At 44.0% G+C, this 14,537-nt stretch carries 20 protein-coding genes; 18 read left to right on the top strand and 2 right to left on the bottom strand.

The genetic code is table 11. From position 1 onward, the window contains the following. The first annotated feature begins 152 nt into the window (after window positions 1–152). The 9 genes from SporoP37_RS07730 to SporoP37_RS07690 all read left to right on the top strand — a co-directional run bounded on the left by SporoP37_RS07730 (window position 153) and on the right by SporoP37_RS07690 (window position 7,521). A complete protein-coding gene (locus SporoP37_RS07730; RefSeq protein ID WP_198160061.1) occupies window positions 153–2,567 on the top strand; it encodes a Na+/H+ antiporter subunit A in 2,415 nt (804 codons plus the stop codon). After that, window positions 2,554–2,979, top strand: a complete 426-nt coding sequence (locus SporoP37_RS07725) for a Na(+)/H(+) antiporter subunit B (protein WP_081243112.1) — start codon at window positions 2,554–2,556, stop codon at window positions 2,977–2,979. Before SporoP37_RS07730 ends, SporoP37_RS07725 begins: the two co-directional genes overlap by 14 nt. Then, window positions 2,979–3,311 (top strand): Na(+)/H(+) antiporter subunit C, encoded by a 333-nt coding sequence (locus SporoP37_RS07720; protein WP_081243111.1) that lies wholly within the window; start codon window positions 2,979–2,981, stop codon window positions 3,309–3,311. The genes SporoP37_RS07725 and SporoP37_RS07720 overlap by 1 nt, the downstream gene beginning before the upstream one ends. After that, entirely contained in the window at window positions 3,304–4,788 is a 1,485-nt protein-coding gene (locus tag SporoP37_RS07715; protein ID WP_085430669.1) for a Na+/H+ antiporter subunit D, read from the top strand. Before SporoP37_RS07720 ends, SporoP37_RS07715 begins: the two co-directional genes overlap by 8 nt. Before the next feature lie 13 nt (window positions 4,789–4,801). After that, window positions 4,802–5,284 (top strand): Na+/H+ antiporter subunit E, encoded by a 483-nt coding sequence (locus SporoP37_RS07710; RefSeq protein ID WP_085430668.1) that lies wholly within the window; start codon window positions 4,802–4,804, stop codon window positions 5,282–5,284. Beyond that, window positions 5,281–5,565, top strand: coding sequence for a Na(+)/H(+) antiporter subunit F1 (locus tag SporoP37_RS07705; protein WP_085430667.1), 285 nt, complete (start codon window positions 5,281–5,283; stop codon window positions 5,563–5,565). The genes SporoP37_RS07710 and SporoP37_RS07705 overlap by 4 nt, the downstream gene beginning before the upstream one ends. After that, the gene (mnhG, locus tag SporoP37_RS07700; RefSeq protein WP_081243107.1) at window positions 5,543–5,914 is read left to right on the top strand and encodes a monovalent cation/H(+) antiporter subunit G; all 372 of its coding nucleotides are present in this window, start codon (window positions 5,543–5,545) and stop codon (window positions 5,912–5,914) included. Before SporoP37_RS07705 ends, mnhG begins: the two co-directional genes overlap by 23 nt. A 94-nt stretch (window positions 5,915–6,008) precedes the next feature. Beyond that, window positions 6,009–6,380 (top strand): ArsR/SmtB family transcription factor, encoded by a 372-nt coding sequence (locus SporoP37_RS07695; RefSeq protein ID WP_081243106.1) that lies wholly within the window; start codon window positions 6,009–6,011, stop codon window positions 6,378–6,380. Window positions 6,381–6,423: 43 nt separating this feature from the next. Beyond that, window positions 6,424–7,521 (top strand): GNAT family N-acetyltransferase, encoded by a 1,098-nt coding sequence (locus SporoP37_RS07690; protein ID WP_085430666.1) that lies wholly within the window; start codon window positions 6,424–6,426, stop codon window positions 7,519–7,521. 30 nt (window positions 7,522–7,551) lie between these two features. On the opposite strand, the gene SporoP37_RS16920 is transcribed toward SporoP37_RS07690, so the two are convergent. Next, window positions 7,552–7,707 carry a lmo0937 family membrane protein gene (locus SporoP37_RS16920; RefSeq protein ID WP_143565440.1) on the bottom strand — a complete coding sequence of 52 codons (156 nt, stop codon included), beginning with the start codon at window positions 7,705–7,707 and terminating at the stop codon, window positions 7,552–7,554. A gap of 109 nt (window positions 7,708–7,816) precedes the next feature. Between SporoP37_RS16920 and mntR the strand changes: the two genes are divergently transcribed. The 5 genes from mntR (at window position 7,817) to SporoP37_RS07665 (ending at window position 10,988) form a co-directional block, all read left to right on the top strand. Next, window positions 7,817–8,224 (top strand): transcriptional regulator MntR, encoded by a 408-nt coding sequence (mntR, locus tag SporoP37_RS07685; protein WP_081243104.1) that lies wholly within the window; start codon window positions 7,817–7,819, stop codon window positions 8,222–8,224. A gap of 15 nt (window positions 8,225–8,239) precedes the next feature. Next, window positions 8,240–9,091 (top strand): CvfB family protein, encoded by an 852-nt coding sequence (locus tag SporoP37_RS07680; RefSeq protein WP_081243103.1) that lies wholly within the window; start codon window positions 8,240–8,242, stop codon window positions 9,089–9,091. A gap of 66 nt (window positions 9,092–9,157) precedes the next feature. Beyond that, window positions 9,158–10,045, top strand: a complete 888-nt coding sequence (locus SporoP37_RS07675; protein WP_085430665.1) for a DUF1002 domain-containing protein — start codon at window positions 9,158–9,160, stop codon at window positions 10,043–10,045. Between the two features lie 56 nt (window positions 10,046–10,101). Further along, a complete protein-coding gene (locus SporoP37_RS07670) occupies window positions 10,102–10,401 on the top strand; it encodes a GNAT family N-acetyltransferase (protein WP_231293319.1) in 300 nt (99 codons plus the stop codon). Window positions 10,402–10,514: 113 nt separating this feature from the next. Continuing rightward, entirely contained in the window at window positions 10,515–10,988 is a 474-nt protein-coding gene (locus SporoP37_RS07665; protein ID WP_085430664.1) for a DUF4064 domain-containing protein, read from the top strand. A gap of 102 nt (window positions 10,989–11,090) precedes the next feature. On the opposite strand, the gene SporoP37_RS07660 is transcribed toward SporoP37_RS07665, so the two are convergent. After that, window positions 11,091–11,576: a GNAT family N-acetyltransferase gene (locus SporoP37_RS07660; RefSeq protein WP_198160060.1), complete on the bottom strand. Its 486-nt coding sequence runs from the start codon at window positions 11,574–11,576 to the stop codon at window positions 11,091–11,093. A gap of 285 nt (window positions 11,577–11,861) precedes the next feature. Here SporoP37_RS07660 and SporoP37_RS07655 point away from each other — a divergent pair, with 285 nt between their 5' ends. The 4 genes from SporoP37_RS07655 to SporoP37_RS07640 all read left to right on the top strand — a co-directional run bounded on the left by SporoP37_RS07655 (window position 11,862) and on the right by SporoP37_RS07640 (window position 14,352). Beyond that, a complete protein-coding gene (locus SporoP37_RS07655; protein ID WP_232329829.1) occupies window positions 11,862–12,260 on the top strand; it encodes a hypothetical protein in 399 nt (132 codons plus the stop codon). Between the two features lie 157 nt (window positions 12,261–12,417). After that, window positions 12,418–13,200 carry a helix-turn-helix domain-containing protein gene (locus SporoP37_RS07650; protein WP_158233548.1) on the top strand — a complete coding sequence of 261 codons (783 nt, stop codon included), beginning with the start codon at window positions 12,418–12,420 and terminating at the stop codon, window positions 13,198–13,200. A 57-nt stretch (window positions 13,201–13,257) separates the two neighbouring features. Then, window positions 13,258–14,040, top strand: coding sequence for a membrane protein insertase YidC (gene yidC, locus SporoP37_RS07645; protein ID WP_085430661.1), 783 nt, complete (start codon window positions 13,258–13,260; stop codon window positions 14,038–14,040). A gap of 63 nt (window positions 14,041–14,103) precedes the next feature. Beyond that, complete coding sequence (locus tag SporoP37_RS07640; RefSeq protein WP_085430660.1) at window positions 14,104–14,352, top strand: hypothetical protein; 249 nt, start codon at window positions 14,104–14,106, stop codon at window positions 14,350–14,352. Window positions 14,353–14,537 lie beyond the last annotated feature (185 nt).

Here is a 14,537-nt window from a genome sequence, read left to right as displayed (position 1 = left end):
TCTATGCGGTTTACGTTAAAATAGTGTATACTTTCGAGTAGAGATTGCACTCTCTGCTTAGAGTCCCATTATGCATAACGTACAGTGTTCAGTCAAGGGTCTTTGAGCATTCTATTGATACTATAAATCGATTCATTCCGGGAGGTGTCAGGTTGATAACCGTCTTACTCGCCATTTTCATTCCATTTATCGCAGCATGTCTGGTGCCGTTTATCCATAAACTTTTGACTGGAAGGCGGATTGGGTGGTTTGTCATCACCGTTCCGTTGTTCTTGTTTATCATACTGCTCCGTCTTGTGCCTTCGCTTTCAGACGGTGCATCTTATTTGTATACGTTTCCTTGGATACCTTCTGCGGGTGTCTATTTTTCCACGCATTTAGACGGATTAAGTATGATCTTTGCGCTGCTGATTACAGGCATCGGCAGTCTGGTTGTATTGTATTCGATCTACTATCTTTCTGAGCGGGAAGCGATTGGACGCTTTTATACATATTTACTGTTGTTCATGGGAGCTATGCTCGGTGTCGTGTTATCCGATAACCTGATCGTTCTCTATGTGTTCTGGGAGTTAACCAGTATATCTTCTTTCCTGCTCATCGCTTTCTGGTATCACCGTAAACAATCAAGATACGGTGCGAAGAAATCCATGCTGATTACGGTGACCGGCGGCGTGCTCATGCTGGCAGGAATTTTAATGTTATATACCATAACAGGGACGTTCAGCTTGCAGGAATTAATCGCCATGCGGGATATGATCGCAGCGGATTCCTTATTTATCCCGGCCATGCTGCTTGTTCTACTGGGCGCATTTACTAAGTCCGCTCAGTTTCCCTTCCACATTTGGCTGCCTGATGCAATGGAAGCACCAACGCCGGTCAGCGCTTACTTACACTCAGCAACGATGGTGAAAGCAGGTATTTATTTAGTGGCACGTTTTACACCGGTGTTCGCGGGACATGTAACGTGGTTCTATATTGTTTCGTGTGTAGGACTGCTGACGATGCTATGGGGGTCGGTCAATGCAGTTAAACAGACCGATTTGAAAGCGCTGCTCGCATTCTCGACAGTGAGTCAGCTCGGTATGATTATGAGTTTGCTGGGTGTCGGATCACTGGCCTTCTCCTCTGCTGAAAGTGCACAAATTACGTTATTTACTGCAGCTTCGTTCGCCGCGTTATTCCATTTAATTAATCATTCCACGTTTAAAGGGTCATTGTTCATGGTAGTTGGAATTTTAGACCATGAGCTCGGGACACGAAATATTCGAAGGCTGGGCGGTTTGGCCGCCATTATGCCCATTACATTTACAATTGCACTAATCGGCAGTTTTTCGATGGCAGGTCTGCCTCCGTTTAACGGCTTCTTGAGTAAGGAGCTCTTCTTTGAGGCCATGCTGTCGCTAAAAGATGCCAATGTGCTGACAGCGGATACGCTTGTGCTGCTGTTTCCGATTGTGGCATGGATCGGCAGTATTTTTACTTTTATTTATTGCATGATTATTGTTTTCCAGACCTTTTTCGGCGAAGTGCCGCCTCCTATGCCTGGTCAGCGGCCTGCTCGTGAAGCGCCGATTCAGATGCTTATTTCACCGATTGTACTCGGCAGTTTGGTCGTATTGATTTTCATCTTCCCGAATCTGCTGGGCACCTATATTTTAGGGCCTGCGATGAATGCGGTGTATCCGCAATTTGAAGGGATGGCCGGACTGGTTCCTAAAATCCAAATATGGCATGGATGGGGTCTGCCGATTATCATGACAATTGGCGTGATTGCAGCAGGCGCTCTGCTGTACTGCTTCTTGCGTTACTGGAAAGGAATCTATCGTCTGGGTATTTTACAATGGACACTGGACCGCTTTTATAATTCATTGTTAATGAAGATGGAACGGGCAGCGTCTGTTGTGACGAGAACCTATATGACGGGGTCCGTGCGTGATTATGTAGCGTATATTATGCTGTTCTTCATCATGTCCGTAGGGATTGGCCTGTTCGGATTCCAGCAATTTACCTTTGACTTTTCCAATGACGCAGCTGTAGAAATCAATGAGAGTATTATTGTTTTTGTGATGATGTGTTCAAGTATCGCTATATTATTTGCGAAATCCCGGATCACAGCCATTATTCTGAATGGAGTACTGGGTTATTCCATCGCTATTTTATTTGTTGTCTTCCGTGCACCGGATCTGGCGTTAACACAAATTATCGTTGAGACGGTTACGACAGTATTATTTTTATTGTGCTTCTACTATTTGCCGGAATGGAGAACGGAGCACAAGTCATTGTCCATAAGGGTCCGCAACGGGCTGATCGCAGCAGCGTCCGGCACTGCCGTAACGGTCGTGGCATTACTCGTGCAGGGGCACTCGCTGCATCCGACAATTTCAATCTATTATGAAACCGCATCACGTCTTGCCGGCGGATTGAATGTCGTCAATACGATTCTTGGAGATTTCCGTGCGTTTGATACGATGCTTGAGGTCCTGGTGCTGTTTATCGCAGGTCTAGGCGTATATTCGATGGTCAAGCTGCGGCGCAAGAAGGGAGTGGATCACTCTGAAGAAAAATGATGTGATCTTGCAGACGGTGACGAAGATTGTATTCTTCATCATTTTGACGTTTGGGGTGGAGCTGTTTCTATCGGGCCATAATAATCCCGGCGGGGGCTTCATCGGAGGTTTGGTGCTCTCTTCTGCGTTTGTATTGCTGTATTTGGTCTATGACATAGAGACAGTCCATCGCGGGACTCCATTTGATTTTAAGAGGGTTGCTGCGTTAGGGGTTTTGCTGGCAGTCAGTACGGGTGTTTTGTCCGTGCTGTTCGGTGAACCCTTTCTTTCGCAGACCACGTGGCTTGTAGAGTTGCCGGTTTTCGGCGAGACAGAGCTTGGGACGATGACGATTTTTGAAGCAGGTGTTGCGCTGACCGTACTGGGGGTCGTCGTGACAATTATTTTGGGAATCAGTGAGGATGTGGAGTAATGGAAACATTAATTACCCTTCTGGTTGGTGTGCTGGTGGCGGTGGGCGTCTATTTGCTCCTGTCCAAAGAGATGCTGCGTATTATTTTAGGGACAGCGATTTTGTCGCATGCCATCCATCTGCTATTGCTGACGATGGGCGGTTTAAAAAAAGGTGATGTGCCTTTGCTGACAGAGACGGCTGCGGAATATACAGATGCCCTGCCTCAGGCGCTGATTTTGACGGCGATTGTTATCAGTTTTGCAGTGACTGCGTTTTTGCTTGTATTATCTTACCGAGTATATCAAGAGTCTGGCCGGGGACTCGGATTGCGGGGGCAGCAGGATGAATAATTTATTAGTTTTGCCGATGCTCCTGCCTATATTGATGGGTGTAATCTTAGTGTTTTTCCGCCCGTACATCCGGCTTCAGCGAGTGCTCAGTGCATTGACGATGCTTGCTTCTGCCGGTGCAGCTGCGTATTGCTTGCAGCACATCCATTTGCATGGCATCATGCGTCTGGACTTCGGAGACTGGCTGCCGCCGCACGGCATTTTGTTTGTCGGTGATTCATTTGCGATGCTGCTCGTGACTGCCGCATGCGCAGTATCCGCCATTATTTTACTGTATGCATTTGCATCAACGGGAATTGAGACAGAAGCTATGTTCTTTTATCCGTTTTTCTTATTTTTGGTGGCGGGTGTCAATGGTTCATTTCTGACGGGTGATTTATTTAATCTATTCGTTTGTTTTGAAGTGATGCTGCTGGCTTCCTATGTTTTACTGGTGCTTGGAGGACGCAAGACACAGTTGAAGGAAGGGATCACGTACGTATTGATTAATGTGCTGGCTTCCTGGTTCTTCCTGCTTGGAATTGCATATCTGTATGGTGCAATCGGGACGTTGAACATGGCGCACATTGCTGTACGGGTAGCGGAAACAGGCCAAGGTCCATTGCTGACACTGATTGCGGTTATATTCCTGATCGTATTCAGTTTGAAAGCAGGATTATTGCTGTATTTTTGGCTCCCTGGCTCCTATTCGGCACCGCCAGCTGCTGTTGCGGCACTCTTTGGCGCATTGCTGACAAAGGTGGGGATTTACGCTCTGTACCGGATGTTCACGTTAATTTTCACTCATGATCCGCTGCTTTATAAAGCAGTCGGCGTACTTGCCGTTATCACGATGACGGCCGGATGTCTGGGCGCAATTGCGTATTCTGACATACGTCAAATCGTTTCATATAATGTTATTATTTCCGTAGGTTTTGTCCTGACGGGGCTGGCGATTGCAACAAATACTGCGTTCCAGGGGGCCAGTTACTACTTGATTCATGATATGGCCAGTAAAGCACTGCTGTTTTTATTGGCAGGCACCGTGGTGTATTTGACGGGCCGTACAAATTTTCACGAAATCAGCGGTCTGATCCGAAACTATCCGTTAGTCGGCTGGTTGTTTTTCCTGACGATGCTTGCGATTGCTGGCATCCCTCCGCTCAGCGGATTTATTGGAAAAGTATATATTGGATTAGGCGCGATTGAAACGGGTTCTTATATACTGCTGGCCGTGGCTTTTTTATCAAGCATCGGCGTACTATATTCCCTGCTTCGTATATTTCTGAATAGTTTCTGGGGAGAAACGATAATCAGTGAAGATGACCAGCAGCCTTTTCAAAAGGCGCTTGGTTTGCCGCTTGTGTTGCTTGCGGTACTAGTAGTTGGTTTAGGTATAGGTGCAGAACTGCTGTCGCCTTATATCCAGGATGCAGCCGATACATTAGCAGATCCTGAACAGTATATACGCGCCGTGATGGGTGACGATGTAGAGTAGGAGGGGAGACGCCGTGCCGATACAGCTTCTGTTAAATTTATTCATCGCATTCTTATGGATGCTGCTGATGGATGAAGATGAACTGATATTTACAACATTTTTTATGGGATTCTTGGTCGGATTGGGAATCATCTTCTTCATGAGCCGTTTTTTCGGCACCCATTTCTATTTGCGCAGAGTATACGCCGCCTGTAAGCTTCTGCTGATTTTCATTCGGGAACTGATACAGTCGAGTTTTGTAGTCATCTCTCAAATCGTCCGGCCTACGCTGCGCATCAAGCCTGGGATCTTCAAGTATCAGACAATCTTGACGAGTGACGTGGAAGTAACCATGCTGTCCATGCTGCTGACGCTGACACCGGGATCTGTCGTCATGGAAGTATCGCATGAAGGCAATGAATTATATATTCATGCGATGGACGTGGAAGAATCGCGCGCCGGTTTAATCAAGCAGCTGAAAAACTTCGAGAAAGCGATTATGGAGGTGACGCGATGATTGCGGGAATGCTGACCATATCGGTCATACTTTTTGCGCTGACTATTTTAGTGGCGGTGATCCGGATCATTCTTGGGCCGTCTTCGCCTGATCGTGTCGTGGCTCTTGACGTCATCGGAGTGAATCTGATTGCTACGATTGCAGTCGTGTCGGTGATCTTAAATACAAAAGCTTTCTTGGAAGCAATTTTAATACTTGGTATTCTTTCTTTCATAGGGACAATTGCATTTTCTAAATTTATCGAGAGGGGGAAGATCGTTGAGCGTAAGCGGGATCGGTGAATTTATAGGTGCGTTATTGATATTGACGGGAGCCATTGCCAGTATACTGAGCGTCTTTGGGTTGATCAGGCTGCCAGATGTTTATACGCGCTCACATGCTGCGACAAAAAGCTCTACACTGGCGGTGCTGCTGACACTGACCGGTGCGTTCGTGTACTTTCTATCCTCCGAAAACTTTATCAGTGTACGTCTGCTTCTTGGAATTGGTTTTGTCTTTTTAACAGCACCGGTTGCCGGGCATGTGATTATCCGGGCGGCTTACCGTTCGAAAGTCAAACTGGCAGATATCTCCACAGAGGACGTATTATACGATAAGATTCATGGGGAAAATGCGGATAAGACGCAGTGAGAGAATAATCAAACGGCCTTTTGAATGAATTGATTTTTCAAATTATGTTCTATATAATTACCGTAATATACGGCCTATTGAATGGGGTGAAAAAATGGGAAATCAAGATGCTTGTGATATAACGATCGTGCATGAAGATGTAGTCCATAAAATCCGCAAAGAACTTCCGGATGTAACGGAGATGGTACAAATCTTCAAAGCCTTGGCTGATGAAACGCGTTTGCGAATTGCTTATTCACTGACATTGGAGCCGGAAATGTGCGTATGTGATGTGGCTGCGGTCATTCAGTCTTCATCCGCCACTGCCTCCCATCACTTGCGCTATTTGCGTGAACATTCATTAGCCAAATCGGAAAGACGGGGAAAGATGGTATATTATTCATTAGCAGATAAACACGTTGCAGATCTTGTGAAAATTGCATATGAACATGCAATAGAAGCTAGACAAAACACGTCTTGGCACTGAAGTGAGGTGCTTGTATACAGACAGGCACGATGGAGGAATTTTAATGCGTTTACAGGAATGGACGATAGAAGAACAGGATTTACTCATTCAGTTTATGACGACGAACTCGTGGCCTTATCATGATATTAGTCAGCCCGGCCGTGAACTGCTGGAAAAGTCGATTGAAGAGGGAGGTTACGCTTCTGATGACGTAAAGACGTTCTGGATAGAAAACAATGAAAATGAAAAAGTCGGTATTGTAAAAGTATACGATTTGCAGGAGGACGTTCCGCTCTTTGACCTTCGGATTGCTGATCAGTACAGAGGCTACGGATATGGTTCGCGGGCACTGAAGAAGCTTACACAGTATGTATTTGAATTGCCCGAACGAAAAATCCGGATTCAGGGGCATACACGCCACGATAATGCGGCAATGCGCAAAGCGTTTGAACGGGCGGGCTTCGTTAAAGAAGCACATTTGCGTCAGGCCTGGTTTTTCCCGAAAGAAAATACGTATTACGACGCTGTCACATATGGCATGACAAGAGAAGACTATTTAGCAGGAACGACCACCCCTGTGCGCTGGGAAGACCGCGGACAGTATGGAAAAAATATACCCGATTTTAATGAACAGCTGCAAACAGAGCGTTTATTTATTCGTGCACCTGAATTGAAAGATGCCATGGATGTATGGGGAGGGGTATCCCGTTCAACACGGGAATTGCGGCGCTATACGGAATGGGCGCAGAGAGAACTGTCAATTGAAACGACAGAAGAGTATGTGCGGGAATCCGTTGCAGAATTTATCAGCAGAAAAACCTTGAATTTTCATTTGTTTTTAAAAGAATCAGGTGAATTTATAGGCTGTGCCGGTTTCATTGCAATTGACTGGAATATCCGCAAGTTTGAATTGAAATATTGGCTGGACACAACGTTTGAAGGGCAAGGCTATATGACGGAAGCTGTAAAGCAATTATTGGATTTTGCTTTCTCAGAGCTGAAAGCCGAACGAGTGGAGTTCCTCTGTGATGAAAATCACAGCAAAGGTCGCGCGGTTGCAAAGCGGGCCGGTCTTGAACTGGAAGGAATTCTGCGTAAAAATGCTCCTTCTGCAAACCGGAGAAGTCTGCGCAATACATGTGTATACGCAAAAATCACCTGAGTACAAAAGGAGCAGTGTCTGATGTAATCGTTATACCGATCGTCTGCCTGTTATTAATTGAATAACAAAGATAATGCCGGCAATTACTAAAAGGGTATGGATTAATCCGCCGCCGATATTTGCTACTAAACCGATTACCCATAATGCTATTAAAACTAAAATGATTAGCCATAATATACGACCCATAGTAGATCACTCCTTTTCTCTGGTATGTAAGTGTTTTACCCGCGCTTTTAAAACTTAAACTTTTTGTATGTTGCTTTATTTATAGACAGTCAAATAAGGAGGCGATAGTTTGGCTACACCGGGTATGGAAGACTATATTGAACAAATCTATTTACAGTTGGAAGCAAGAGGAGAAGCGCGTGTGTCAGATGTGGCAGAGGCGCTTTCTGTTCTCCCTTCCTCTGTAACTAAAATGGCGCAGCGGCTGGACAAAGAAGGGTATGTTCACTATGAGCGTTACCGGGGGCTTGCGTTAACAGACCGCGGCTTGCGTTTTGGTAAAAAACTGGTCCATCGCCATGAATTACTGGAGCAATTCCTGCGTATAATCGGCGTGGAAGAAGAAAATATCTATGGTGACGTAGAAGGAATTGAACACCACCTCAGCTGGAACGCGATGGATCGTATTACCGATCTCGTGGAGACGTTGGAATCAGATCCCGAATTTGTAAAGAAACTAAAAAACAGAGCACTCTAGAGAGGACTGTCCTATATGACACTATTAAAGCCAGGAACACTTGCAAAACTCGAAATTCTCCGGAAAGAAGGGTCCCGCTTTGTATTAGATGCGGCTGGTGAAGAAATTTATATGAATGAATCCGAAGCACCGGATGCACTGGAACAAGACATGATTGAAGTATTTCTTTACATCAACAGACGGGGCGAATTGACGGCCACTGCACAATTGCCGACTGTCACCGTCGACTCATTCGGATGGGCCAAAGTGATACGTCTGGAACAAAGTGAAGGGGCGTATGTGGATATTGGCGCCTCATTTGAAGTACTGGTCAACCGGGCGGATTTTCCGCAGATTAAGACACTTTGGCCTCAGCCGGGTGATCAATTGTATATGACGCTGCGCACAGACCCGGGGGGCAATTTGTTTGGACGTTTAGTAACGGAAGAACGAATCCAGGAACATTACACGATGGCGGAAGCGGACATGTACAACCAAAATGTCAAAGCGAGAGCATATCGTCTATTGCCTGTCGGCTCATTCCTTTTGACGGAAGACATCCAGCGCATATTCGTTCATGAAACCGAGCGCAGACAGGAACCAAGACTGGGTGAAGAAGTGGACGTACGTATTATTGCAGTTCATGACGATGGAACGATGAATGGTTCTCTGTTGCCAAGAAAGCAGGAGCGTCTGCAGACTGATGGCGAGCAAATCTTGGCATACTTGCAGGAATGCGGCGGTAAAATGCCATTTACGGATAAGTCTTCACCAGAAGAGATCGACGAGATGTTCCAGATGAGCAAAGGGGCCTTTAAACGGGCACTTGGCACGCTGATGAAAGAAAGAAAAATCACACAGGCAGACGGCTGGACGACACTTACCTGATAAAATGTGCGCAACTTTTTGATATACCCCATCGTATCTATATGGAGAACATAGAGGAGGGACTGTATGAAAAAAGGGTTATCGTTCATATTGGCATTCATGCTGCTGGCGGCAGCTGCCGCACCGGCTGCGGTTTCTGCAGATGAAGTAATTAATGAAAAACTAGGGGTGCCAATTGTTGTCTACGGTGCAAACCTGTCCGACAGTGAAAAAGAAAGTGTTAAAGATAGTCTGAAAGTTGCTGCGGAGGCTGAGGTAGAAGAATTATCAGTAGACGGCAATGATTTGATTAAATATATTCCAGGCGGTGACCGGAATGCGCGAATGTACTCTTCTGCTAAAATCACAAGGCAGGAGGAGGGTGAAGGACTGATCATTAATATCGTCACACCTGACAATATCACACAAGTCACATCCGATATGTATGCAACAGCCATGCTGACGGCGGGGATTGAGGACGCTGTCGTGGAAGTGGCGGCTCCCAAAAAGGTAACCGGTCATTCTGCGCTGGTCGGTATCTATAAAGCGTATGAAGTATCGGGGGAAGTTCTGGATACGGAACGCACAGATACAGCTAATGATGAGTTGAGTCTCGCGACGAAGCTGTCAGAAAAAGCAGGGGTAGACAAAGATGAAGTAGCCAAATTGCTGACAGAAATAAAAAAGCAGATTGCTGAACAAAAGCCTGCAACGAAAGAAGACGTGGAACAGATTGTCAGCGATCAGCTGCAAAAATTTAATATCCAGTTAAGCGAGGCGGACCGTCAGTTATTGATTGATTTGATGGATCAAATTTCCAAACTTGATATTGATTTTACTAAACTGAATGAACAACTTACCGATATGGCATCAAAAATTAAAGACAAACTGGGTGATATTGATCCAAGTTTTTGGGATAAGGTGAAAGAATTTTTCAGAAACATGGCAGATTCGATTAAATCTTTGTTTAGCTGAGGGACAATCGTGGTACATTACATGATAGAAGAATGAACTACAAGGGAGAGATATGCATGAGAGAAAACAATGAATTGGATTTGGAACTGGCGGAATTAGGCGGTACGAAATACGCGTATCAGCACAAAGCTGACGGGAAAGTAATTGCTGAAATCGAGTGGTCTGAAGAAAATGGCATTATGACTATGACGCATACCTATGTAGATGATTCGCTCCGCGGTCAGGGCGTAGCTAAAAAACTTCTTGATCAGGCGGCTGAAAATGCACGCGAAAAAGGTTTAAAGATGAAAGCGGTCTGTTCGTATGTAGTAAATGCATTTGACCGAAGTGATGATTACAACGACGTGAAAGCATAAGACCAGGAGAAATTTTCCGGGCATTTCAAGTTTCACATCACTTTTTTGAAACTTTTCTCGTTGCCTGGCGTATAGGTAAAGAGAGATTAATTAGCAGAAGAGGATGATGTGAAATGATTAAACGTACAGCAGAGCGGGTTCTCGCAATTATAGCTATGATTTTCATAGCAATCAGTTTGGCCGGAACCGCCGTAATAGGATTCTTTTGGAACATGGCGAGTACAGATCCGGCCTTTATGGAAGAGTTCCGTGCTGCGATGGTGGATGAAGGTGTATTGAACATGGATGAAGTGGATATGTTCATGTCATTCATGGATTCATTCTCTATCGTCTTCTGGCTGGCTGTTATTGCATTATTTATCGGCCTGGTATTGAGCATCATCGGTCTGGTAAAGATATGGAACAATGCCAATCCAAAGGCAGCAGGTATTCTGTTTATCATTGCGGGCCTGTTTGGCGGAATTCTGTCCTTGCCGTCGATCTTACTGTATATTGCCGGGATTCTTTGTTTTACAAGGAAACCCCCAATGGCACCAGGGTCTTCATCGGATGAGTATGCAAGTACCGAATCAAACTGGATGAACTGACAAGTGCGGACAGGAAAGCTGAAAGACATAAAAAAACTGAAGACTGTCTCCAGTTTGGAGGAGTCTTCAGTTACCGCCCTTTTCTTTATGAAAAGGGTTTTTTTACATATGTGCAGGCTGTGTAATAGGCAAGGCATAGTGAAGGGTTTTTACTGGAATTCCTTCGAATGTCTCTGCAATAGTTTCTACAAGTCCGAATCCTTTTTTCACATAGAATTCTTGAAGTGCCGTTTCATGCTCGTCTACATAAGCATCTACATTTACCGCTTCCTGTAACGTGCTCAGCGCTTCTTCTAACAGTGCTTCTTCATATCCTTTATTCACGTGTGAAGGAAGTATGTGAAGAGCTGTCAATTCACTCTCACCGTCTTCGTCAATCGGCGTGTAGCTTATATAACCTATCGAATCGCCTTGCTCATCGACAGCAAGCAGGACCATTGATCTCTCTAATTGTTTCTTCAGCATTAAATCGGAGTATGTCCGATCGATAAATTCTTTGATCACTTCTTCAGGGATACGCTCTTGAAATGTATGCAGCCAGGAAGTAAGGGCAATTTGCTGAAACTCATAAATATCTTTTTCTGTCATTTTTCGAATCATAGTGATCTCACCTCCAGCTTTCTTTCTACATAGTATAACAAATCGCGTTCTCAAAAACTACTTTGCCATATTAAATGAAATCACTATATATGCATGTACTAAAAAGGCAGATGATAGAGTAACTGATGCTGATGAACGAAAGTAACATACGGTTCAGCAGAAGAGGTGCCAAACAGCAAACTCTGCAGCTGACGTTTGAAAATACTGCGCTTGGGTATAGTAAGCAGTAAGCAGAAGCTCACTACAATTTAATTACGACGGAGGATGGTAAATATGGCTAAAAAATCAAACGGTTTATTAATGGCAACACTGGCAGCAGGTGCTTACGCATATTTCAGTAAAAAAGAAAATCGTGATAAAGCGATGGAAACAATGGGTATGCTGAAAGAAAAAGTCGATACTTTCATGAACAACAATAAGCTAGTTGATCAATCAGCAGAGAAAGTCGGTCACTCTGACCCGACGGATTTTGATGATAATAATATGGTATCTGAAGGGGCGCAGACAAGTGTCCATTATTATAATCAGGAAGTGCAGGATCCTGATAAAAAGTCTTCGGAAAAAGATGGCCTATACAAGAAGAACAAAGACAAATCAGATAACGAGCCGCTTTATAATAAAGACGAATCAACAAAAGAGGCGGAAAAAAATAACAATTCTAACCAATCATAATAATACTAAAAGCGCCTCATATCATGAGGCGCTTTGTTGTATATATATCAGTAAATGGAGTAAAGGTAGATAATCTCGGAAAATAAGGTAAAATAGTATACATAAAGTAATAAGATGTCAGTGGTCATATATACATAGAATGGGTGGGGTGATACTCGTGACTGGCGATAGGACAGAAGCTTCCGCGCGGGATGTAATCAACGGGATTGAAGACGTTGGAGGAACACAGGCGGCTGCCGGTTTTTTTAAGCTGGAAAAAGAGTTGTTGGATCAAATCTTTGATTTGAAGAAAGACGAAGCCTGTCATACACTTTGCTGCATTCACGACATATTGCATATCCATACACCGGGGTTTACATTACAGGTTATTAAATACTACCTAATAGTACTATCTTCTTTTGTCAGCAGAAGGTTGAGAGAAGAGTCTGTGCTGACTGATAAAGATGCCTTTACATTTAATGCTGCTTGTATTGAACTGATTGAGGAGTACTTGCATTCGGATAATATAAAAGAAATCGGCGGTGAACTGATTGGTTTCTATTACTATATCCTTAAAGGCAAAATAAAACCTTCCCTGCCGCATGAGACAGTCAATGATGTGATTTTTTATATCAATGAAAATGTTGAGAGCCAACTGATTGTAGATGAAATTGCCAAGCATTTCAATGTGAGTACAAGTCATCTCTCACGCATATTCCGAGAATGTACGGGTATTACATTAGTCGAATATATTACTATGCGAAAAATTGAGGAAGTGCAGTACCATTTACGTTTTACAGATCAGAAAATCGCAGATATTGCTAAGAGGTTCCATTTTTGCAATCAAAGCTATTTTACACGTGTCTTTAAAAAGTATACAGGGGTGACACCGCGGCGCTTCCGTATGGACATGGACGGAAATTACTTTCATTTTACACTAGAAAAAGATGATTCACTGTAAATTTTCCGCTGTTTGCTGTATAATTTTCTTTAGTTTGAGATAGCGTAGGTGAAATCATTGAAGAAAAGAATAGGGCTCGTTAGTTTATTGGCAATTACTGCTATATTTTTGAGTGGTTGTTCGGCAGTGGAAAATAAAACCGGATTTTTCTACAGTACATTTGTCAGACCGATGGAATGGCTTCTCCACTACCTTGGTGATGCATTCAATGGAAATTACGGTTTTGCGATTATCCTGATTACTGTGGCGATTCGATTGATATTGATGCCATTAATGTTAAAGAACTATAAAGCTCAACAAGAGATGAAAGTGAAAATGGACGCCCTTCGCCCGGAAATGGAAGATATCCAAAAACGGATGAAAGTATCAAAAGATGCTGGAGATAAAGAAGAGCAAATGAAGCTTCAGCAGGAAATGATGGGACTGTATTCCAAGCATGGCGTGAATCCGCTGAACATGGGTTGTCTGCCGCTGGTAATTCAAATGCCAATCATTATGGGTCTGTACTTCGCTATTCTCCATGCGCCGCCCGAAGTCAAAAACCACGAATTCCTATGGTTTAAATTGGGCGAGCCGGATATCATTATGATGTTCGTTGCCGGAGCGGTATACTTCGTCCAGGCCCGCGTTTCACTCTGGACAATGCCGGAACAGCAACAAAAGCAAATGAAGATGTTTATCTACATGTCCCCAATTATGATTATGTTCATTTCCTACACGGTAATGGCAGCACTTCCTTTGTATTGGGCAGTCGGCGGATTGCTGTTAATCTTCCAGACGTATCTTGGACGTAAGTTTTATTTTAAACACGTCGATCCACCAGCCGCAGAAGAAAAGTGAGGAATATGAAAAGCTGGTGCAAACCAGCTTTTTTTTGTTTCCGTCAATGAGGAGGAAAAGCGCATGAAATTGAAATGGATCATGGGGCTGGCAATAGCTGCTTCAGCTGCTGCAGCGCTGTACTTTATCATCCAATTAAACTTGGAATTCGCTATTCTGTCCATGCTGATCATGTTCACATTCACGAATACTGCCCGGACTTTTATGTATAGAAATCAAGGCCTGATGCGAGAAGCAAAATGGATGCTTTGGATGGCGTTATTCTTTGCTGCAGGTTCTCTTGGTACTTTGCTGTACATCATAATGTTTTGATTAAAAGGAAAGACCGTCATGATTCAGCGGTCTTTCCTTTTATTTGTTCCATTGTCTCGTCTTAACATTATAATAAAGCGCAGATCAGTTAAATCCGAGAAGAGACAGACGAAAAAGAAAAATAATGATACACTAGAAAACAGAGTTTGTAATAAACGGCTGAATTGTAAAAAGGAGAACGACAA

The organism is Sporosarcina sp. P37, assembly GCF_002109365.1.
In the GTDB taxonomy this organism is placed as follows: Bacteria; Bacillota; Bacilli; order Bacillales_A; family Planococcaceae; genus Sporosarcina.
This window is presented reverse-complemented; position numbering and strand designations above follow the sequence as displayed.

Bases quoted from the DNA above. Each gene is read 5' to 3' on its own strand.
- SporoP37_RS07720 (WP_081243111.1), top strand. From the start codon at position 2,979: ATGGAAACATTAATTACCCTTCTGGTTGGTGTGCTGGTGGCGGTGGGC.
- SporoP37_RS07715 (WP_085430669.1), top strand. From the start codon at position 3,304: ATGAATAATTTATTAGTTTTGCCGATGCTCCTGCCTATATTGATGGGT.
- SporoP37_RS07705 (WP_085430667.1), top strand. From the start codon at position 5,281: ATGATTGCGGGAATGCTGACCATATCGGTCATACTTTTTGCGCTGACT.
- SporoP37_RS07695 (WP_081243106.1), top strand. From the start codon at position 6,009: ATGGGAAATCAAGATGCTTGTGATATAACGATCGTGCATGAAGATGTA.
- SporoP37_RS07690 (WP_085430666.1), top strand. From the start codon at position 6,424: ATGCGTTTACAGGAATGGACGATAGAAGAACAGGATTTACTCATTCAG.
- SporoP37_RS16920 (WP_143565440.1), bottom strand. From the start codon at position 7,707: ATGGGTCGTATATTATGGCTAATCATTTTAGTTTTAATAGCATTATGG.
- SporoP37_RS07680 (WP_081243103.1), top strand. From the start codon at position 8,240: ATGACACTATTAAAGCCAGGAACACTTGCAAAACTCGAAATTCTCCGG.
- SporoP37_RS07675 (WP_085430665.1), top strand. From the start codon at position 9,158: ATGAAAAAAGGGTTATCGTTCATATTGGCATTCATGCTGCTGGCGGCA.
- SporoP37_RS07670 (WP_231293319.1), top strand. From the start codon at position 10,102: ATGAGAGAAAACAATGAATTGGATTTGGAACTGGCGGAATTAGGCGGT.
- SporoP37_RS07665 (WP_085430664.1), top strand. From the start codon at position 10,515: ATGATTAAACGTACAGCAGAGCGGGTTCTCGCAATTATAGCTATGATT.
- SporoP37_RS07660 (WP_198160060.1), bottom strand. From the start codon at position 11,576: ATGACAGAAAAAGATATTTATGAGTTTCAGCAAATTGCCCTTACTTCC.
- SporoP37_RS07655 (WP_232329829.1), top strand. From the start codon at position 11,862: ATGGCTAAAAAATCAAACGGTTTATTAATGGCAACACTGGCAGCAGGT.
- SporoP37_RS07640 (WP_085430660.1), top strand. From the start codon at position 14,104: ATGAAATTGAAATGGATCATGGGGCTGGCAATAGCTGCTTCAGCTGCT.